This is a genomic window from Rhodococcus antarcticus, assembly GCF_026153295.1.
Taxonomy (GTDB): domain Bacteria; phylum Actinomycetota; class Actinomycetes; order Mycobacteriales; family Mycobacteriaceae; genus Rhodococcus_D; species Rhodococcus_D antarcticus.
The window spans coordinates 1,736,283-1,755,268 of the sequence record NZ_CP110615.1 but is presented as its reverse complement, the minus strand read 5'-3'; the positions used below and the strand labels follow the sequence as shown (position 1 = coordinate 1,755,268).

19 protein-coding genes and 1 riboswitch are annotated in these 18,986 nt (G+C 74.2%); of the genes, 12 read left to right on the top strand and 7 right to left on the bottom strand.

Going from position 1 to position 18,986, the window contains the following annotated elements:
- The first annotated feature begins 158 nt into the window (after nt 1–158).
- The 10 genes from clsA to gcvP all read left to right on the top strand — a co-directional run bounded on the left by clsA (nt 159) and on the right by gcvP (nt 9,157).
- A complete protein-coding gene (gene clsA, locus RHODO2019_RS08410; RefSeq protein WP_265384508.1) occupies nt 159–812 on the top strand; it encodes a cardiolipin synthase ClsA in 654 nt (217 codons plus the stop codon).
- Nucleotides 809–1,657: a DUF881 domain-containing protein gene (locus RHODO2019_RS08405; RefSeq protein ID WP_265384507.1), complete on the top strand. Its 849-nt coding sequence runs from the start codon at nt 809–811 to the stop codon at nt 1,655–1,657. The genes clsA and RHODO2019_RS08405 overlap by 4 nt, the downstream gene beginning before the upstream one ends.
- Nucleotides 1,654–1,986, top strand: a complete 333-nt coding sequence (locus RHODO2019_RS08400) for a small basic family protein (RefSeq protein WP_265384506.1) — start codon at nt 1,654–1,656, stop codon at nt 1,984–1,986. Before RHODO2019_RS08405 ends, RHODO2019_RS08400 begins: the two co-directional genes overlap by 4 nt.
- A gap of 3 nt (nt 1,987–1,989) precedes the next feature.
- Nucleotides 1,990–2,850, top strand: coding sequence for a DUF881 domain-containing protein (locus tag RHODO2019_RS08395; RefSeq protein ID WP_265384505.1), 861 nt, complete (start codon nt 1,990–1,992; stop codon nt 2,848–2,850).
- 57 nt (nt 2,851–2,907) lie between these two features.
- Nucleotides 2,908–3,318: a glycine cleavage system protein GcvH gene (gcvH, locus tag RHODO2019_RS08390; RefSeq protein ID WP_265384504.1), complete on the top strand. Its 411-nt coding sequence runs from the start codon at nt 2,908–2,910 to the stop codon at nt 3,316–3,318.
- An 85-nt stretch (nt 3,319–3,403) separates the two neighbouring features.
- On the top strand, nt 3,404–3,892 hold the full coding sequence (gene garA, locus RHODO2019_RS08385) for a glycogen accumulation regulator GarA (protein WP_265384503.1): 489 nt from the start codon (nt 3,404–3,406) through the stop codon (nt 3,890–3,892).
- Entirely contained in the window at nt 3,889–4,620 is a 732-nt protein-coding gene (ftsR, locus tag RHODO2019_RS08380; protein WP_265384502.1) for a transcriptional regulator FtsR, read from the top strand. The genes garA and ftsR overlap by 4 nt, the downstream gene beginning before the upstream one ends.
- A 107-nt stretch (nt 4,621–4,727) precedes the next feature.
- Complete coding sequence (locus RHODO2019_RS08375; protein WP_265384501.1) at nt 4,728–5,210, top strand: bifunctional nuclease family protein; 483 nt, start codon at nt 4,728–4,730, stop codon at nt 5,208–5,210.
- A 164-nt stretch (nt 5,211–5,374) separates the two neighbouring features.
- Entirely contained in the window at nt 5,375–5,956 is a 582-nt protein-coding gene (locus RHODO2019_RS08370) for a MerR family transcriptional regulator (protein ID WP_290428899.1), read from the top strand.
- A gap of 24 nt (nt 5,957–5,980) precedes the next feature.
- Nucleotides 5,981–6,092, top strand: a riboswitch (glycine riboswitch).
- A gap of 164 nt (nt 6,093–6,256) precedes the next feature.
- Nucleotides 6,257–9,157 carry an aminomethyl-transferring glycine dehydrogenase gene (gcvP, locus tag RHODO2019_RS08365; RefSeq protein ID WP_265384500.1) on the top strand — a complete coding sequence of 967 codons (2,901 nt, stop codon included), beginning with the start codon at nt 6,257–6,259 and terminating at the stop codon, nt 9,155–9,157.
- Between the two features lie 19 nt (nt 9,158–9,176).
- Here gcvP and RHODO2019_RS08360 read toward each other — a convergent pair whose 3' ends face one another.
- The 7 genes from RHODO2019_RS08360 to RHODO2019_RS08330 all read right to left on the bottom strand — a co-directional run bounded on the left by RHODO2019_RS08360 (nt 9,177) and on the right by RHODO2019_RS08330 (nt 17,461).
- A complete protein-coding gene (locus RHODO2019_RS08360) occupies nt 9,177–10,925 on the bottom strand; it encodes a substrate-binding and VWA domain-containing protein (protein WP_265384499.1) in 1,749 nt (582 codons plus the stop codon).
- Between the two features lie 149 nt (nt 10,926–11,074).
- A complete protein-coding gene (locus RHODO2019_RS08355; RefSeq protein WP_265384498.1) occupies nt 11,075–11,959 on the bottom strand; it encodes a 3-methyladenine DNA glycosylase in 885 nt (294 codons plus the stop codon).
- Nucleotides 11,956–12,894, bottom strand: a complete 939-nt coding sequence (locus tag RHODO2019_RS08350; RefSeq protein ID WP_265384497.1) for an NAD(P)/FAD-dependent oxidoreductase — start codon at nt 12,892–12,894, stop codon at nt 11,956–11,958. Before RHODO2019_RS08350 ends, RHODO2019_RS08355 begins: the two co-directional genes overlap by 4 nt.
- On the bottom strand, nt 12,891–13,976 hold the full coding sequence (locus RHODO2019_RS08345; RefSeq protein ID WP_265384689.1) for a hemolysin family protein: 1,086 nt from the start codon (nt 13,974–13,976) through the stop codon (nt 12,891–12,893). Before RHODO2019_RS08345 ends, RHODO2019_RS08350 begins: the two co-directional genes overlap by 4 nt.
- On the bottom strand, nt 13,969–15,321 hold the full coding sequence (locus RHODO2019_RS08340; RefSeq protein ID WP_265384496.1) for a hemolysin family protein: 1,353 nt from the start codon (nt 15,319–15,321) through the stop codon (nt 13,969–13,971). The genes RHODO2019_RS08345 and RHODO2019_RS08340 overlap by 8 nt, the downstream gene beginning before the upstream one ends.
- Before the next feature lie 206 nt (nt 15,322–15,527).
- On the bottom strand, nt 15,528–15,998 hold the full coding sequence (locus RHODO2019_RS08335) for a PPOX class F420-dependent oxidoreductase (RefSeq protein WP_265384495.1): 471 nt from the start codon (nt 15,996–15,998) through the stop codon (nt 15,528–15,530).
- A 26-nt stretch (nt 15,999–16,024) separates the two neighbouring features.
- The gene (locus RHODO2019_RS08330; RefSeq protein ID WP_265384494.1) at nt 16,025–17,461 is read right to left on the bottom strand and encodes a GuaB1 family IMP dehydrogenase-related protein; all 1,437 of its coding nucleotides are present in this window, start codon (nt 17,459–17,461) and stop codon (nt 16,025–16,027) included.
- A gap of 62 nt (nt 17,462–17,523) precedes the next feature.
- Here RHODO2019_RS08330 and RHODO2019_RS08325 point away from each other — a divergent pair, with 62 nt between their 5' ends.
- Together RHODO2019_RS08325 and RHODO2019_RS08320 are read left to right on the top strand one after the other, a co-directional pair.
- Nucleotides 17,524–18,054, top strand: coding sequence for a DUF1697 domain-containing protein (locus RHODO2019_RS08325; protein ID WP_265384493.1), 531 nt, complete (start codon nt 17,524–17,526; stop codon nt 18,052–18,054).
- A 54-nt stretch (nt 18,055–18,108) separates the two neighbouring features.
- Nucleotides 18,109–18,942, top strand: coding sequence for an NAD(P)-dependent oxidoreductase (locus RHODO2019_RS08320; protein WP_265384492.1), 834 nt, complete (start codon nt 18,109–18,111; stop codon nt 18,940–18,942).
- The last annotated feature ends 44 nt before the right edge of the window (nt 18,943–18,986 follow it).

The following is an 18,986-nucleotide window of genomic DNA, read 5'->3' as shown; positions in this document are numbered from 1 at the left end:
CCCTCCGCGATCGTCCTGGCCAGGATCGTTCGCCGCGGTCACGACGTCGGGACCAGGTCCTCGACCCCGCCGTCGGAGAGACCGGGGTCGAGGGTGCCACCGTGCCGCTGTGGCAGGCTGGGACCGGCAGGTGCGAGGTCGAGGTCGAGGTGGTGGCAGTGGCGGTCGACGATGCCGCGCGCGATGCGACGGAGCTCGCCTCCGACGCACCCTCGACCGGCACCGTGGTCAGCGACCGCGTGCTCACCGTGCCCAACGCGCTCAGCGTGCTGCGCCTGCTCGGCGTCCCGCTGTTCCTCTACCTGCTGCTCGGGCCGCAGGCGGACGGCTGGGCGATCGTCCTGCTGGTGGTCAGCGGCGCCACCGACTGGCTCGACGGGAAGCTCGCCCGACTGCTGGACCAGTCCAGCCGGCTCGGCGCGTTCCTCGACCCCGCGGCGGACCGGCTCTACGTGCTGGCCACCCTCGTGGCCTTCGGGGTCCGTGACGTGGTGCCCTGGTGGGTGGTGGGGGTGCTTGTGGGTCGCGACCTCGTGCTCGCGGTGGCCCTGCGCAGCGTCCGCAGCCGTGGTGTGACGGTGCTGCCCGTGCACTACCTGGGCAAGGCCGCCACCTTCTGCCTGCTCTACGCGTTCCCGCTGCTGCTGGCCGCGCAGAGCAGCTCGACGTTCGCGACCATCGCCCGGCCGTGGGCCTACGCCTTCACCGTGTGGGGCGGTGGCATGTACCTGTGGGCCGGGGTGCTGTACCTCCTGCAGGTCCGCGCCGTGCACGCGCGGCTGCCCGTGCTCACCCGGAGCGCAGCCCCGTGAGCGCCCCCGCCGATCCCGCGACCGCACCGGTCCGCCGAGACCCCGCGCCGTCGCTGCTCACGTCCCTGCTGTCGGACCAACTCGACCCCGGGTACGCCGCGGCTGCCCGGCTGCCCGGACGCCGACCGCACGAGCGTGCGTGGACCGTGTTCGGGGCCCTCGCCGTGGGGCTCCTGCTCGGGGTGGCCGCCGTCCTGGCCTCCGCCGCCGCGCCCGACGCGGAACAGGTGCGCAGCGGGCTGCTCACCGACGTGCAGGACGCACAGCGCACCGCCGAGGACCTGGTGTCCCAGCGGGGTGCCCTCACCGACCAGGCCGACGCCGTCCGGTCGCAGGCCCTGGCGGGCGACGCCCAGGGCCGCTCCGCCCTGCAGCGGCTGCGCACGTTGCAGGCCGCGGCCGGGGCCACGGCCGTCACCGGTCCGGGGCTCGTGGTCACCGTCACCGACACGAGCACCAACAGCTCGCCGTCGGGCACGCCCGGGGTGCAGCGCGGCACGGTGCTCGACCGCGACCTGCAGCTCGTGGTCAACGACCTCTGGGCCTCGGGGGCCGAGGCGGTGGCGGTCGGCGGCGTGCGCCTGGAGCCCACGAGCACCATCCGGCAGGCCGGTGGCGCCATGCTGGTCGACGACCAGCCGGTTCCCTCGCCGTTCGTGGTCCAGGCCGTGGGCCCGGCCGGCCGGATGCAGACCTCGTTCGTGGTGAGCGACGCCTACCTGCGGCTGTCGGCCGTTGCGCAGGTCTACGGCATCGGTTTCACCGTCGAGGCGGCCGACACCCTCGACCTGCCCGCGGCCGTCACGCCCGTCGTCCGCCTCGCCGTCCCGGAGGGACCCCCGTGATCGCCGTCCTCGCCCTCGTCGCCGGGGTCGTCCTGGGCCTGCTCGTCAGCCCCCAGGTGCCCGAGCTGCTCCAGCCCTACCTGCCCATCGCCGTGGTGGCGGCCCTGGACGCCGTGTTCGGCGGTCTCCGGGCGCGGCTCGACGGGATCTTCGACGCCAAGGTCTTCGTGGTCTCGTTCGTGTCCAACGTCGTCACCGCCGCGCTCGTCGTCCTGCTCGGCGACCAGCTCGGCGTCGGCACCCAGCTCTCCACCGCCGTGGTCGTGGTCCTGGGCATCCGCATCTTCGGCAACGCCGCCGCCATCCGCCGACACCTGTTCGGAGCCTGACCCGTGACCGACCACGAGCACCGACCCTCCCCGGTCCCCCGCCACGCAGCGGCGACCGGGACCGAGGCGACCTGGACCGAGGCGACCGGGACCGAGGCGACCGGGACCGAGACGACCGGGACCGCGGCGACCGGGACCGGGGCGCCGCCCACCCCGACCGGCGCCTCGCGACGCTCGCGCGCGACGTCCACGGCGCTGGTCGCGCTGCTGTGCGCCGCCCTCGGGGTCGCGATCGTCACCCAGGTCAAGCGCACCGGCTCGGGAGACTCGCTGGACTCCGCCCGCCCCGCCGACCTCGTGGTGCTGCTGGACAACCTCCAGCAGCGCGAGGCCTCCCTGCGCGAGGAGGTCGGCACCCTGCAGGCCACCCTCGGATCGCTGCAGACGTCGGGCCGGGGCTCGGAGGCCGCGCTCGCCGAGGCCCAGCAGCGGGCGCAGTCCCTGGCCGTCCTGGTGGGCACTGCGGCCGCGACGGGGCCCGGCCTGACGCTGGAGCTCAGCGACCCCGGGGGTGCGGTCGGCCCGGACGTGCTGCTCGACGAGGTCCAGGAGCTGCGCGCGGCCGGTGCCGAGGCCATGCAGGTGGTCGGCTCGGCGGGCGACCCCGTTCGCATCGGCATCGACACCGCGTTCACCGGGCGGGCGGGCTCGGTGAAGGTGAACGGCACGCGCATCGGTGCTCCGTACACGCTCGTCGTGATCGGGGACCCGCCCACCCTGGCCGCAGCCCTGAACATCCCCGGCGGCGTGGTCGACACGGTGAGCAGGGCGGGCGGGCAGCTCGTGGTCCAGCAGCAGGACCGGGTGGAGGTGGCCGCCTTGCGGGTGCCGCGCGAGCCCCAATACGCTCGCCCGGCGGGGTGAGCCCCGGTCGTACCGAGAACCAGCGCTCGACCACCACAGGGCAGGAGTTCACAGGAAGTGTCTGACGAGAAGGTTCCGGCCGAGCTCAGCTACACCGCCGAGCACGAGTGGGTGCAGCGCTCCGGCGAGACCACCGTGCGGGTCGGGATCACCGACTACGCGCAGGCCCAGCTCGGCGACGTGGTGTTCGTCCAGCTCCCCGAGGTCGGCGCGGTGGCTGCGCCGGGTGGCGCGATGGGCGAGGTGGAGTCGACCAAGAGCGTCTCCGACGTCTTCGCCCCGCTGGCCGGGACCGTGTCGGCGGTGAACAGCGGGCTCGACGCTGACCCCGAGCTGGTCAACTCCGACCCCTACGGCGCCGGGTGGCTCGTCGAGATCGAGGCCCCTGATGCTGCCTCCCTCGACGCCGCCCTCGCCGCCATGCTGGACGCGCAGGGCTACGAGGCCCTGACCGCGGGTGAGCACTGACGGTCGTCGGTGACGGTAGGTTCACCCAGGAGACAGCGCAGGCAGTGTCGGGACCGGTAGACGGTCCCCCCGGAGGAGGAGTGCAGTGAGCCAGAACGACGAGAGCGGGTCCGTCCCGTCGGTGGAGACCACCTCCGTGTTCCGCGCGGACTTCCTCGTGGAGATGGAGCGCGCGGCCAACGAGGGCACGGCGAGCGCCGAGGCCCCGGTGTCCGGTGTCGAGGCGCTGCCCTCGGGCTCGGCGCTCCTGGTCGTCAAGCGCGGGCCCAACGCGGGCTCGCGGTTCCTGCTCGACCAGCCGATGACCTCGGCCGGGCGGCACCCGGACAGCGACATCTTCCTCGACGACGTGACGGTCAGCCGCCGGCACGCCGAGTTCCGCCGGGACGGCGTGGAGTTCCTCGTCGTCGACGTCGGCAGCCTCAACGGCACCTACGTCAACCGCGAGCCCGTCGACTCCGCCGTCCTCGCCAACGGCGACGAGGTGCAGATCGGCAAGTTCCGTCTCGTCTTCCTCACCGGCCCGCGCGCCGTGGCCGACGCCGAGCGCTCGGCAGGTGCGGCCGGCCAGTGACCGCCGCCGGCCGCGCACCACGCGGGGGCGCCTCGATCGGTGCGGTGCTGGACGCCCTGCGCCCCGACTTCCCCGACGTCACCATCTCCAAGATCCGCTTCCTCGAGTCCGAGGGGCTGGTGACCCCGGGACGCACGCCCGCCGGGTACCGGCAGTTCAGCGCCGCGGACCTCGAGCGGCTGCGCTTCGTGCTCACCGCGCAGCGGGACCACTACCTGCCGCTGAAGGTCATCAAGGACCAGCTCGACGCGGTGGACCGGGGGCTCGAGCCGGCCACGCCCCTCCCACGTCTGCCCCGCTCCCTCACGGTGGCGGTCGCCGCGGAGCCCTCCTCGGGCACCCCGGTCGGTGCGGGCACGGTGCGGGTGACCCGGGAGGAGCTGCTGGCCGAGTCCGGCGTGGACGACGAGCTCCTGACGGCCCTGCTCACGCACGGACTGGTGCGTCCGGGCGAGGCAGGCTTCTTCGACCTCGATGCCGTCGTCACCGCCAGGGCGGCCGGTGCGCTCGCGGAGTTCGGCGTGGAACCCCGGCACCTGCGCGCCTTCCGGGCCTCCGCCGACCGCGAGGCCGGCCTGCTCGCCCAGATCGTGGGGCCCGTCGCGCGGCAGCGCGACGCCGGTGCGCACGCGAGGTCCCAGGAGCTCGTGCGGGAGCTGTCCGGACTGTCGGTGCAGCTGCACTCCGCCCTCGTGCGGACCGCACTCCGGGACGCCCTCGGCGGGTGATCCCCGTCGGCGTCGCGCCGCGCGGGGGAGGGTGCCCGCGTGTAGCGTCGCAGGGGCTGCGAGACGATCGGTGGACCAGCACGAGGACGGTCGGAGAGGCAGGCACGGTGAGCGAGATGCGCGTGGTCGGCATCAGGGTGGAGCTGCCCAACAACCAGCCGATCCTGCTGCTGCGGGAGTCCGACGGAGATCGCTACCTCCCCATCTGGATCGGACAGGGTGAGGCGACGGCGATCGCGCTGGAGCAGCAGGGGGTCAAGCCGGCGCGACCGATGACCCACGACCTCATGAAGAACGTCATCTCCGCCTTCGGCCGGGAGCTGGAGCAGGTGCGGATCGTCGACCTCCGCGAGGGCACCTTCTTCGCCGAGCTGATCTTCGACGGCGACCTGCGCGTCTCCGCCCGGCCCACCGACTCCATCGCGCTGGCCCTGCGCTCCGGCGTGCCCATCCACGCCGACGAGGCCGTGCTCGCCGAGGCGGGCCTGCTCATCCCCGACGAGCAGGAGGACGAGGTCGAGAAGTTCAAGGAGTTCCTCGACTCCGTCTCGCCGGAGGACTTCGGCGCGACCGGCGGGCCCTCCTCCTGAGCACCTCCGCCCAAGGTCTCGATCTGGTCTCACCCTCAACTCGAGGTTGAGTGTTGCGCGTGTCCCGTTGACCGTGGTGTGCACCCGCACCTACCGTCACCTCGACGAACAACACCGGTGGGGTTCCCCCACCGAGCGGGTAGTGGCGAGCAGGGGAGACGGCCGTGGTCGACCGACCGCAGGACAGCAGCTCGGACCACGGTGAGGTCCAGCCAGGGCTGTTCCCCGACGACACGCTGCCCGACGAGCTCGTCGGGTACCGGGTCCCCACGGCGTGCCAGATCGCGGGCATCACCTACCGCCAGCTCGACTACTGGGCGCGGACGTCGCTCGTGGTGCCCTCCATCCGGGGCGCGAAGGGCTCCGGTAGCCAACGGCTCTACTCGTTCAAGGACATCCTCGTGCTCAAGGTGGTCAAGCGGCTGCTGGACACCGGGGTGTCGTTGCAGAACATCCGGGTGGCCGTGGACCACCTGCGCCAGCGCGGGGTGGCCGACCTCGCCCGCATCACCCTGTTCTCCGACGGGACCACGGTCTACGAGTGCACCTCCGCCGAGGAGGTCGTCGACCTGCTGCAGGGCGGGCAGGGGGTCTTCGGCATCGCGGTCTCCGGAGCCATGCGCGAGCTGTCCGGCACCATCGCGGAGTTCCCGTCCGAGCGGGCCGACGACGGCGAGGTCGAGCAGGCACCGGAGGACGAGCTCGCCCGTCGGCGCACCGCCCGCACGTCTCGGCGGACGGGCTGAGCAGCACCTACACTGAGCGTGCGTCGACGTCGCGCGGGAGAGAGCTCCGACAGCCGGACAGTCCAGCTGATCGGAGCCGCCGAAGGAGCAGCACCTCCCCGTCAACCTCTCAGGCACCCAGGACCGCGCGGGCACCGACGCCTCTGGAAAGCGGTGGGAGCACCCACCCGCCCACGGGGAAAGCCCTGCCGCCGTGATCTCGGCTGCGGCGGGGTGAATCTCTCAGGCGCCTGATCGTGGGCAGACGACAGAGGGGGAGGGACCGGTTCGTCCCGTGCCGTGCCCCGCCCCGGAGGTCTCATGTCGTCAGGTTCCACTCCCGCCCCGTTCCGCTCGCTGCTCCAGACGGAGCACACCTTCGCCGACCGGCACGTGGGGCCGGACGCCGCCCAGGTCCAGCGGATGCTCGACGTCATCGGCGTCGCCACGCTGGAGGAGCTGGCCACCGCTGCCGTCCCGGCGGCGATCCTCGACCCGCACGGCGCGCTGGCCGCGCTGCCCCCCGCCGCCACGGAGACGCAGGCGCTCGCGGAGCTGCAGGCCCTGGCCGCCCGCAACACCGTCACCACCTCGATGATCGGCCTCGGCTACCACGACACGCTCACGCCACGGGTGATCCTGCGCAACGTGCTCGAGAGCCCCGCCTGGTACACCGGGTACACCCCGTACCAGCCGGAGATCAGCCAGGGTCGGCTGGAGGCCCTGCTCAACTTCCAGACGATGGTCAGCGACCTCACCGGCATGGACCTCGCCAACTCCTCGATGCTCGACGAGTCGACCGCGGCGGCCGAGGCGATGACCCTGCTGCGGCGCGCCGGGAAGTCCCGCTCGAACCGCTTCGTCGTGGACTCCGACGCGCTGCCGCAGACCCTGGCCGTGCTCGCCACCCGGGCCGAGCCGCTGGACATCGAGCTGGTGCACGCCGACCTGGCCGTCGACGGGTTGCCCGACGGCGAGTTCTTCGGGGTGCTCGCGCAGCTCCCGGGGGCCTCGGGCCGGGTCACCGATCACACCGCTCTCATCGCCGAGGCCCACGAGCGCGGCGCCCTGGTCGCCGTGGCGGCCGACCTGCTCTCCCTCACGCTGCTGACCCCGCCCGGGGAGCAGGGCGCGGACGCAGTGCTGGGCACCAGCCAGCGCTTCGGGGTACCCATGGGCTACGGCGGCCCGCACGCCGGCTACCTGGCCGTGCGCACCGCCACCGCCCGCCAGCTGCCGGGCCGCCTGGTCGGCCTGTCGGTCGACGCGGACGGCGACCCGGCCCTGCGGCTCGCGCTGCAGACCCGCGAGCAGCACATCCGCCGGGACAAGGCCACGTCCAACATCTGCACGGCCCAGGTGCTGCTGGCGGTGGTGGCCGCCATGTACGCCAGCTACCACGGGGCCGACGGCCTGCGGACGATCGCCGCCCGGGTGCACCGGCACGCCGCCGTGCTGGCCGCCGGACTGCGCTCCGGTGGCGTCGAGGTCGTCCACGACGCCTTCTTCGACACCGTGCTGGCCCGGGTGCCCGGCCGGGCCGGAGCCGTGGTCACCGCCGCGCACGACGCGGGGATCTCGCTGCGCCTGGCCGACGCCGACCACGTGGGGATCGCCTGCGACGAGGCCTCGACGCCGGAGCACCTGCGGACCGTCCTCGCGGCGTTCGGGATCGGCACGGACCTGGACGAGACCGTGCCGGACGCACTTCCCCCCGCGCAGGCCCGCACCAGCGAGTTCCTCACCGCTCCGGCGTTCACCGCGCACCGGTCCGAGACCTCGATGCTGCGCTACCTCCGCGCGCTCTCGGACAAGGACCTGGCACTGGACCGCACCATGATCCCGCTGGGCAGCTGCACGATGAAGCTGAACGCCACCGCGGAGATGGAACCCATCACCTGGCCGGAGTTCGGCGGGCTGCACCCGTTCGCGCCGATCGCCGACGCGGCCGGCATGCAGCAGGTCATCACCGACCTGGAGCGGTGGCTGGTGGAGATCACCGGCTACGCCGCCGTGAGCCTGCAGCCCAACGCCGGCAGCCAGGGCGAGTACGCCGGCCTGCTCGCCATCCGGGGCTACCACCGCAGCCGAGGTGACGCCCACCGCGACGTCTGCCTCATCCCGTCCTCGGCGCACGGCACCAACGCGGCCTCCGCCGTGATGGCCGGCATGCGCGTGGTCGTGGTCGCCTGCGACGCCCAGGGCAACGTGGACCTGGACGACCTGCGGGCCAAGATCGCCGACAATGCCGGTGCCCTCGCCGCGATCATGGTCACCTACCCCTCCACCCACGGGGTGTACGAGCACGAGATCGGGCAGCTCTGCCAGCTCGTCCACGAGGCGGGTGGCCAGGTCTACGTGGACGGGGCGAACCTCAACGCGCTCGTCGGCCTCGCCCGGCCGGGGCGTTTCGGTGCCGACGTCAGCCACCTCAACCTGCACAAGACCTTCTGCATCCCGCACGGTGGTGGTGGCCCCGGGGTCGGTCCCATCGGCGTGGGGGCGCACCTCGCGCCCTTCCTGCCCGGCCACCCCTTCGCCCCCGGGCTCGGCGGGGACGTCCCCAGCACCGGCGGTGCGGTCTCCGGGGCGCCCTGGGGCTCGGCATCGATCCTGCCGATCAGCTGGGCCTACGTGCGGATGATGGGCGCGGACGGCCTGCGTCGCGCCACCACCACCGCCGTGGCCACCGCCAACTACGTGGCCCGGCGGCTCGACGAGCACTTCCCGGTGCTCTACACCGGCGACCGCGGCATGGTGGCCCACGAGTGCATCCTCGACCTGCGCCCGATGACCAAGGCGACCGGTGTGACCGTGGACGACGTGGCCAAGCGGCTGGCGGACTACGGCTTCCACGCCCCCACCATGAGCTTCCCGGTGGCCGGCACCCTGATGGTGGAGCCCACCGAGAGCGAGGACCTGGGCGAGGTGGACCAGTTCATCGACGCGATGATCGCGATCAAGGGTGAGATCGACCGGGTCGCAGCGGGGGAGTGGCCGGTGGAGGACAACCCGCTGCGCGGAGCGCCGCACACCGCACGCAGCGTGATCGGGGAGTGGGACCACCCCTACACCCGCGAGGAGGCCGCCTATCCGGGCGCCGGCATCGGCGGGCTCGACACCCGGGCCAAGGTGTGGCCGTCGGTGCGCCGGATCGACGGCGTGCACGGCGACCGCAACCTCGTCTGCAGCTGCCCGCCCATCAGCGCCTACAGCTCGTAGGGGTCGTGGGCCGCCCTGCTCAGGTGAGCAGGGCGGCCAGGGCGGCACCCATGGCGTCCGAGCCGCCGGTGGGGACCTGGGTGACGGTTCCCCCCGTGGACCGGGCCAGGGCCGTGAGGGCCCCGATGTCGCCGCTGCCGATCGCGATGACGTCGACCTGGACGGGCCGCGCGGGATCGGTGGCGGTCCCGGCCTCCGCCAGCACACCCGCCTCGGTGGTGCCGCCGTTGTCGTTGGGTCCGTCGGTGACGACGACGACGCGGTTGGTGCCGGCGGCGGAGTAGGCGGCCACGGCATCGGCGAAGGCGCGCACCACCGACGAGTCCACGGAGGTCGCCCCACGGGTCTGCAGCGCTCCCAGAGCGGCCAGCAGGGCGCTGCGCTGGGCACCGTCCGCGGTCAGCGCAGCGACGGGGACGTCCGGGCTCATGGGTGCGCTGCCGCCGAGCCCGCGCACGAAGGTGGACAGCCCGATGCTGGTGCCGTCCGGCAGCGCCCGAACCCGCGCCGCCAGGGCACCGGTGGTCGCCGCGAGCCGTGTGCCGCCGCCCTCACCGGTGCCCATCGAGGTCGACACGTTGAGCAGGACGGTGGTCCGGGGGGCGACCACGGGGGTGGTGAGGGCCGCGACCAGCGCGTCGGTCGCGGCCGGGTCCGCGGGTGCGAGCGTGGCGGCGGGCGGCGCGAAGGCCACCGCGTCCGAGGCTGCGGGCAGGGTGCCGCGGGTGCGGAAGCCTGCGTCGGCGAGCACCTGCTGGGCCTCGTCGCCGGCCAGGTACTCCTCGAAGGCCGCGGCCGAGCGTGACTGCGTCTCGTCGACGGCGGGGCCGGAGAGCAGGGCGAACGGGTAGTCCTCGGTCGGGACGGTGCCGGCGAGGACACCGGCGCTGACCGTGCCGGGGGATGCCTGGGCGGCGGCAAACACCTGCTGCTCGGTGGCCGGCACCGCCTGGTACGGGCTACCCGCAACGGTGGTGAGCGCACCCAGGGCGGTGAGGGCGGCTGCCGTGTCGTCGGGCTGGGGGGTGGGCCCGCGACCCAGGGCGGTCAGCGCCCGACCGACGGCGGGGTCGGTGAGCGCCGCCCGGGTGGGGGCAGCACCGGTGACCCCGGCCACCACGGCCTCGACCGCCGACGGGGTGAGCGTGCTGCCGGAGGCGCCGGACGGCAGGGCCGCGGTGAACGCACCCCACGACGGCTGGCCCAGCCGGGTCCACCCGTCGGCCGATCGCTGCAGCCCGGGCAGGTCCGCCCAGCGCATGCCCGACGCGGTCACGGTCGTCCCCGCCGACCGCGGCACGGCCAGCACCAGCGGGCTGGACGCCACGGAGGTGGGGTCACCGCTGAGCCGAGTGGCGGAGGCGCTGGCCAGCCGGGCGGGGAACGAGGAGTCCTGGGCGATCCACCCGGCCGGTGGCGGCCCCATCGTCGTGGGATCCCAGCCGTTCTGGAGACCGGTGAGCACCCGGCCGGAGGGCAGCGGGGTGACGGTGAGCGTCACGCACCGGTCGCGAACCACGGGGGTTCTGGCGGTGTAGCGCCGGGCGAGCTCGGTGAGCGGGGCGGCCACGTCCGGGTCGGCGACCACCGTCACCTCGGACGTGCCCGAGACGCACGCGGCGGCGGCCTGGGCGCCCTGCTCGCCGACGTTGTCGCGCAGGCGGAACCAGCCGAAGGTCAGCAGGACCAGCGCCACCACGACCGCCACGGCGATGACAGGACCGCGGCTGATGCCACGAGTGGCCACTGCGTCGCGGTGGCGTGCCACGGTGCACCTCCTGCTCGTCGTCGGTCCCCGGGAGGGCGTCCTGGACTCCACACTACTGAGCGCGACCCGGGCCCGGGCCGCCCGGACGGGCTCGCGCCGGACGAGCACGGGGGTCGCTGGTCAGGGGTGCGTGCCGGCCCTGAGCACGCTCAGGGTGCGGGCGTGCCGGTCCGCTCGAGCAGCTGTGCGCACACCGCGACGAGCCGCTGGCGCAGCACGCCGGCCCGCTGGGACAGGGCCTGCTGGCGCTCCACGTACTCCGCCTTGCCCGCCGGGGTCTCGACGGCGACGGGCTCGTGGCCGTGCGCGGTGAGGTCGTAGGGCGAGGCCTGCATGTCGAGGCGGCGCACCTCCCCGGCCAGGGTGAAGCAGTCCAGGGCGAGCGTGCCCGGGACCGCGGGGCCGAGCTTCGCCGCCCACTTGTGGCAGTCCATCGACGCGTGCAGGCAGCCGGGCTGCTCCATCGACACCTGCGTCTCCCGGGTGGGCTGCAGACGGTTGAGCGGCACCGCGTCGGGGGTGAAGAAGCGGAAGGCGTCGACGTGCGTGCACCGGAGCGGGTGCGACTCCACGACGGCGTCCGTCCCGGCTGGCCCCAGCCGCAGCGGGGCCGGGTGCCGGGTGGCGTCGGCCCGGTAGACCATGGCCCACTCGTGCAGCCCGAAGCAGCCGGTGAACGCCGGTCTCGACGCGGTGGCCACGAGCAGCCGGTGCACGAAGGCGACGGCACTCGCCCGGTCGGCCAGGTACGCGTCGGCGTCGAGCGCCACGGCGCCGTGCCGGTCGGTGGTGTACCAGCGCCAGGCCGCGTTCGGCGCCGGCCCCGCGGCCCCCGGCTCCAGCACCACGCCCGCACCCGGGTGCCAGCGGCGCAGCAGCGACGGCTTGGTGCCGTAGTAGCTGAACAGGAAGTCCTCGACGGGATGGGTCTCGCCGCGCGCCCGGCGGGCCCGGTGCGCGGCCGTGAGCCCGTCCGCCCGGGCGGCGTGGTCGGCGACGAGCGCACCCCACGTCCCGGCGTCGAGCACCGTCACCGCCGGGCTGCGATCGCCCGTCCCAGGGCGGTGCCCGAGGTCCACGCCGCCTCCACCTTGGCCGCGCCCCAGCCGTCACCGCACAGTCCGAGCCCGTCGGTGAGCCAGTGGGTGTCCTCCCGGGAGCCGGCGGGCTGCGCGAACGTCCAGCGGTGCGCGTGGGTCCACTCGACGGTGAGCTCACCCGGGAGCACGTCGGCCAGGGCCGTGAGCACGGCAGGGACCACCGCGTCCGGGTCCTCGAGGTGCTGGGCGGCCAGGGCGTTCGTGGTGTGCGCGAGCAGCACCGGTGCGCCGTCCCCCCGGCGGGCGCCGTCGTCGACCACGAGGGCGAGCACGGGGTGGTCGTTGACGAAGGTGGCGGTCAGCTCGCTCCACGTGCGCGTCCGGGCGCCCACGGCCACCGCGATGACCGGCTTCCAGTCCCGGCCGGTGAGCTGGGCCCGCGCCGCGGCGTGGGTCGGGTCGAGCAGGCGCAGGGCCTGCGGGTCGGGCATGGCCAGCACCACGGCGTCGTGCGTGGTGCCGTCGACCAGGAGTCCTGGCCCCACTGCGGACACGGCGCTGCCCAGCCGCACGTCGAGCCCGTCCGCCAGATCCGCGACCAGGGAGCGCAACCCGCCCGGTGCGCTCCACCGCGCGGGCCCGTCCTTGGTGGTGGCGCCCCCGGGGGAGTGCACACCCATCGTGGTGGTCCACTCGTGGGCGAGGCCGCGGTGCGACCAGTCCGCGGCCACCGCGGCGAAACCTGCGTCGGGCGCGACGGTGAAGTAGGCCGCCCCGGTGTCCACCCGGCGCTCGTGCAGCCGCGGGCTGGCCATCCGACCACCGACGGCCCGTGAGCGCTCGTGCACCACCACGTCCACCCCGGCCGCGGCCAGGGCGCGGGCGCACGCGACGCCGGAGATCCCGGCGCCGACCACCGCGACGCTCACGAGGACTTCCCGGGGGCCGTGTCCGGCGAGCGGTGGGTCGCGTCGCGCACGGTGCCCACGAACTCCTCCACGAGGTCCTCCAGCGCCACCACGCCCACGGTGGCCCCGCTGCCGTCGACGGCCCGGCCGAGGTGGGCCGAGGCCCGGCGGAGCCCGGAGAGCGCCACGTCCAGGTGGTCCGAGCAGGGCACCTGCGGCAGGGCCCGAACCCGGGAGGCGGGGATCACCGTGTCCGGCCCGGCACCCTCGTCGAGCACCGCGTCGAGCACGTCCTTGACGTGCAGGTAGCCGATGAGCGAACCGTCGGCCAGCTGCACCGGGTAGCGCGAGAACCCGGTCTCCGCCACCGCCTGCTCGAGCGCGCCGAGGGTGGGTCCGTGCTCGCCGTGCGGCAGGCTCCGCAGCCGGTCCAGCGGGATGGCGACCTCGCTCACGGTGCGTCCTCTCGTCGTCAGCGCCTGGGTCAGGCGGCGGTGCTCCTGGGCGTCCAGCATGCCCTCCGACCGGGACTCGGCGATCATGCCGGCCAGCTCGCCGGGGGTGTGGGCCGTCTCCAGCTCGTCCTTGGCCTCCACCCCGAAGCCGTGCAGGATCCGGTTCGCCACCCAGTTGTAGACCCCGATGACCGGGCGGGCGGCGCGCACGAACGCCAGGTGCGCGGGAACCAGCAGCAGCGCGCTGCGCTCCGGACCGGCGATGGCGATGTTCTTGGGCACCATCTCGCCGAGCAGGATGTGCAGCACCACCACGAGCGCCAGCGCCAGGGTGAAGGCGACGGGGTGCAGCAGACCCGCCGGGACGCCGACCAGCTCCATCGGCGCCCCGATCAGGTTCGCGACCGCGGGCTCGCCGACCCGGCCCAGCAGGATCGAGCAGATGGTGATGCCCAGCTGGGCCCCGGCCAGCATGAGCGAGAGCTGTTCGCCGGCCTCGATGACGGTGCGGGCTCCGCGGCGGCCCTGGGCCTCGAGGGTCTCCAGCCGGTCGCGCCGCGCGGTGATCAGGGAGAACTCCGCGCCGACGAAGAAGGCGTTGCCGGCCAGCAGCAGCACCGCGAGCAGGACTGCGAGGACGTCACCCACGGTGCTCACCGCCCCCGGTGTCGTCGGTGTCCTCGGCGGTGGCGTGCTCGGGGACCGGGCGCAGCAGCACCGACTCGACCCGGCGGCCGTCCATCCGCTGCACGGTCAGGTTCCAGCCGTGCAGCTCGAGCTGGTCGCCGACCTCGGGAACGTGGCCCAGGTGTGCCTGGACGGTCCCGCCGAGCGTCTCGTACTCACCTTCGGGGGCGGTGAACCCGGTCGCCTCGGCCACCTCGTCCACCCGCAGCAGCCCGGAGAGCTCCCACCCGCCCTCCAGCCGTCGCACGTCGACGTCCGCGGCGTCGTGCTCGTCGCGGACGTCACCGACGATCTCCTCGATGAGGTCCTCCATGGTCACCATCCCGGCGGTGCCGCCGTACTCGTCGACCACCAGCGCCACCTGCAGCCCGTCGCCGCGGACCCGGTCCATCAGGGCGTCGCCGTCGAGGGTCGCGGGCACGGTGGGCACCCGTCGGACGATGCGCTCGAGGGTGGTGCTCGCGCGCTGGGCGTCCGGGATGGCGAAGGCCTGCTTGACGTGCACCACGCCGAGCGGGTCGTCGAGGTCGCCCTGCACCACGGGGAACCGGGAGAAGCCGGTGCGTCGGGCGGCGGCCAGGAGGTCGTCGACCGTGTCCTCGGCACCGAGGGTCTCGATGCGCACCCGGGGCGTCATGAGCTCGTCGGCGGACCGCTCGCCGAAGCGCAGCGAGCGGTCCAGCAGCGCGGCGGTGCCGGCGTCCAGCGAGCCCTGCCGCGCCGACGTGCGCACCAGGGAGCCCAGCTCCTGCGGGGATCGCGCCGAGCGGAGCTCCTCGGCCGGCTCGATGCCCAGGCGCCGCACGATGCCGTTGGCGGCCCCGTTGAGCCCGGAGATGACCCAGCGGAACACCCGGGAGAACCTGGCCTGCGGCCCGGCCGTGAGCCGTGCGGTGGCCAGCGGACGGGCGATGGCGAGGTTCTTGGCCACGAGCTCGCCGAAGATCATGGACAGCGAGGTCGCGATGACCAGGGCGAGCACGAGCGAGATGCCGCCCGACACCGCCGTGCTGAGCCCGGCCGCGTCGAACGCCGGACGGAGGAACCCCGCCAGGACGGGCTCGGCGATGTAGCCGGTCACCAAGGTCGTGATGGTGATGCCGAGCTGGGCGCCGCTGAGCTGGAACGAGAGCGTGCGGTGCGCGCTCTGCACCTGCAGCGCCCGTGCGTCACCGTTCTCGGCGTGCGCGTCGACGGTCGAGCGCTCGAGCGCGGTCAACGAGAACTCGGCCGCCACGAACAGGGCGGTGCCGGCGGTGAGCGCGAGCACGCCGAGCACACCGAGGACCGGGATCAGGACGTTCACGGGGTGGCCCCCGTCGGGCGAGCAGCGGTGCGGCCGGGAGGTCCTCCCGGCCCGGTACTCGCGGACTCCGCGTCGGACGGGTGGTCGGGCGTGCTCGCCGGTGCGGGTGCAGGGGCGGCGGGAGAGGGTGCCTCAGGCACCACGGTCCTTCCTCAGGGGTCAACGACGCGGCCGATCCTACGGCAGCAGCGGCGCCCCGCTCGTGCTCAGCCCATCCGCGCGGCGACCTCCGGCGGGAAGCCGCCGGTGGCGATGGGGCCCCAGCGGGTGGGGGTGATGCGCAGCAGGCTCTTGCCCTGGGACTCCATGGCGGCCTTGTACTCGTCCCAGTCCGGGTGCTCGCCGGAGATGGAGCGGAAGTAGTCCACGAACGGCTCGGCCGCCTCCGGCATGTCCAGCACCTCGGCGGTGCCGTCCACCTGGACCCAGGCGTCGTCCCAGTCCTCGCTGAGGACGCAGACGCTCACCTCGGGGGTGCGCCGGGCGTTGGCCGTCTTGGCGCGACCCGGGTAGGTGGAGATGACGATGCGGCCCTGCGGGTCCACCCCGCAGCTGACCGGCGACAGCTGGGGTCGACCGTCCCTGCGGGCCGTCACGAGGACCGCGTGGTGGCGGGGGCGGACGAACTCCAGCAGCTCGTCGCGGGACACGGCGTCGGCGGTGGCAACCTTGGGCATGCCGTCGACGCTACCGGGGCCGGGGCTCACCACCCCGACGGCAGCGGACGTCCCTCGGCGAACCCGGCGGCGGACTGCACCCCCAGCACGGCCTTGGCGTGCAGCTCGGCCAGGGTGCGGGCGCCGGCGTAGGTGCACGTGCTGCGCACCCCGGAGCAGATGTGGTCGATGAGGTCCTCCACCCCGGGCCGCTCCGGGTCCAGCCGCATGCGGGAGGTGGAGATGCCCTCCTCGAACAGGCCCTTGCGGGCGCGGTCGAAGGCGCTGTCCGCGCTGGTCCGGGCAGCGACGGCCCGCTTGGACGCCATCCCGAAGCTCTCCTTGTACTGGTTGCCGTGCTCGTCGCGCTGCAGGTCCCCGGGCGACTCGTGGGTACCGGCGAACCACGAGCCGATCATCACGTTGGACGCGCCGGCGGCGATGGCGAGAGCGACGTCGCGCGGGTGGCGCACCCCGCCGTCGGCCCACACGTGGCCACCGAGCTCGGTGGCGGCGGCGGCGCACTCGGCCACCGCGGAGAGCTGCGGGCGGCCCACACCGGTCATCATCCGGGTGGTGCACATGGCTCCGGGCCCCACTCCGACCTTGACGATGTCGGCGCCCGCCGCGATCAGGTCCCGGGTGCCCTCCGCGCTGACGACGTTGCCCGCCACCAGCGGCACCCCGAGGTCGAGGGCCCGCACGGCGGCCAGGGCCTGCAGCATCTTCTCCTGGTGCCCGTGCGCGGTGTCCAGGACCAGCAGGTCGGCGCCGGCCTCGACCAGGGCGCGGGACTTGGCCGCCACGTCCCCGTTGACCCCGACGGCCGCGGCCACCCGCAGCTTCCCGGCGGCGTCCAGGGCCGGGGCGTAGATCCCGGCGCGCAGGGCCCCGGTGCCGGTGAGCACCCCGGCCAGCGAGCCGTCCGGGGCCACCAGGACAGCCACCCGCGCGTGCGCGGCGTGCAGCGCGTCGAACACCTCGCGCGGGCTGGTGTCGGCCGGCAGCCGCACGAACCCGGTGTCCATCACGTCGGCGAGCCGGGCGAAGCGGTCGACGCCCGTGCACGAGGCCTCGGTCACCACCCCCACCGGTCGTCCGTCGAGCAGGACCACCGCCGCCCCGTGCGACCGCTTGGGCAGCAGGGCCACCGCGTCGGAGACCGCGTCGTCCGGGTGCAGCACCACCGGGGTGTCGGCCACCAGGTCGCGGGACTTCACGAACGCGACCGTGTCGGCCACGGTCTCGGGCGGCAGGTCCTGGGGGAGCACGACCAGTCCGCCCCGCCGGGCCACCGTCTCGGCCATCCGCTTGCCCGCCACCGCCGTCATGTTCGCCACGACCACGGGGATGGTGGTGCCCGATCCGTCGGTGGTGGCGAGGTCGACGTCGAAGCGCGAGGTCACCGCGGTGCGGTTGGGCACCAGGAAGACGTCGTCGTAGGTGAGGTCGTGGGGCGGGGTCCGGCCGTCGAGGAAGCGCACGCTCGGCCACGATACGGCCCGCTCGGACCCCGCACCCTCGGCCGCGGTGGGACCATCGGCCCATGACGCGGTGCGCCCTGCTCGTCCGCGGCGTCAACGTGGGCGGGAGGAAGCTGGTGATGGCCGAGCTGCGCGAGCTGCTGGCCGGACTGGGGCTCACCGACGTCCGGACCGTGCTGAACAGCGGCAACGCCGTGTTCACCACGGGGCGCACTCCGGCCGAGCTGGAGCCGGTTCTCGAGTCCGCCCTGGCCGACGGGCTGGGCGTGCGCGCCCGCTGCCTGGTGCGCACGGGCGCCGAGCTGGCCGTCGTGCGCGACGGGCACCCGTTCCCCGCGCTGGCCACGAACGGCTCGCGGATGATCGCGCTGTTCACCTCCGCCGACCCCACGCCCGAGCAGCTGGCGACGGACGACCCCCGTCTGCTCGACCCCGACCACGTGGTGCTGGGGGAGCGGGTGGTCTACCAGTGGTGCCCGGACGGGGTGCTGGCTGCGCCGGACGTCAGCGGGCTGCTGGTGAGGCGCTGGGGTGTCGGGGTGACCGGCCGGAGCTGGAACACCGTCGAGAAGCTGGTGACCCTGACGTCCTGAGCCCGGGACGGCCTGAGTCGCACCGCCACCGCCGTGACGGGCAGGATCGTCGCCATGCGCATCGCACTCCTCGGCACGGGCCGCATGGCCACCCACCTCGGCCGGCACCTGATCAACGCCGGCCACGAGCTCACCGTCTGGAACCGCACCGCCGACCGCACCGCGCCGCTGGTCGAGGCCGGGGCTGCGGCCGCGGCCTCACCTGCCGAGGCCGTGGCGGAGGCGGAGCTGGTGGTCACCGTGCTGTTCGGTCCGCCGTCGGTCCGCGAGACCGTCATCAACGCGGACCTGCTCGGCGAGGGGTCCCTGTGGCTCGACGTCACGACCGTGGGCCCCGAGGACGCGGACTTCCAGGCGGCGTGGTCCTCCACCAAGGGCGTCCGGTACGTGGCGGGGCCGGTGCTCGGATCCATGGCGCCCGCGCAGAAGGGTGCGCTGGGCGTGCTGCTCGGCGGGGCACCCGAGGACGTCGCGGCGGTCAAGGACGTGGTGCTGCTGTGGGGTGACGAGGCCAAGGTGCGAGAGCTGCCCACCGCCCGGGACGCCGCTGCCGGCAAGCTGGTGGCGAACCTCGCCCTCGGGGTGGCGCTGCAGGGCGTGGCCGAGGCGCTGACCTTCGCCTCCGACGTCGGGCTCGACCGCGACACCACGCTGTCGATCCTTGCCGGGTCGGTGCTGGCGCCCGTGGTGGCCGCCAAGAAGGACAAGCTCGCCGAGCGGGACTTCGACGACGCCGAGTTCACCGCGAACGCGCTGATCAAGGACATGGACCTGGTGCTGTCGGCGACGCTGGGCCTGCACGCCGTCCAGGCCGCCCACGACGCGCTGGAGGCCGCCATCGAGGACGGCCGCGGCGACGAGGACTTCTCGGTGATCGCCGACGTGTAGCCGCGCGCGCCCGCGCGCCGGGGTGGGCGGCGCGGGGCACCACT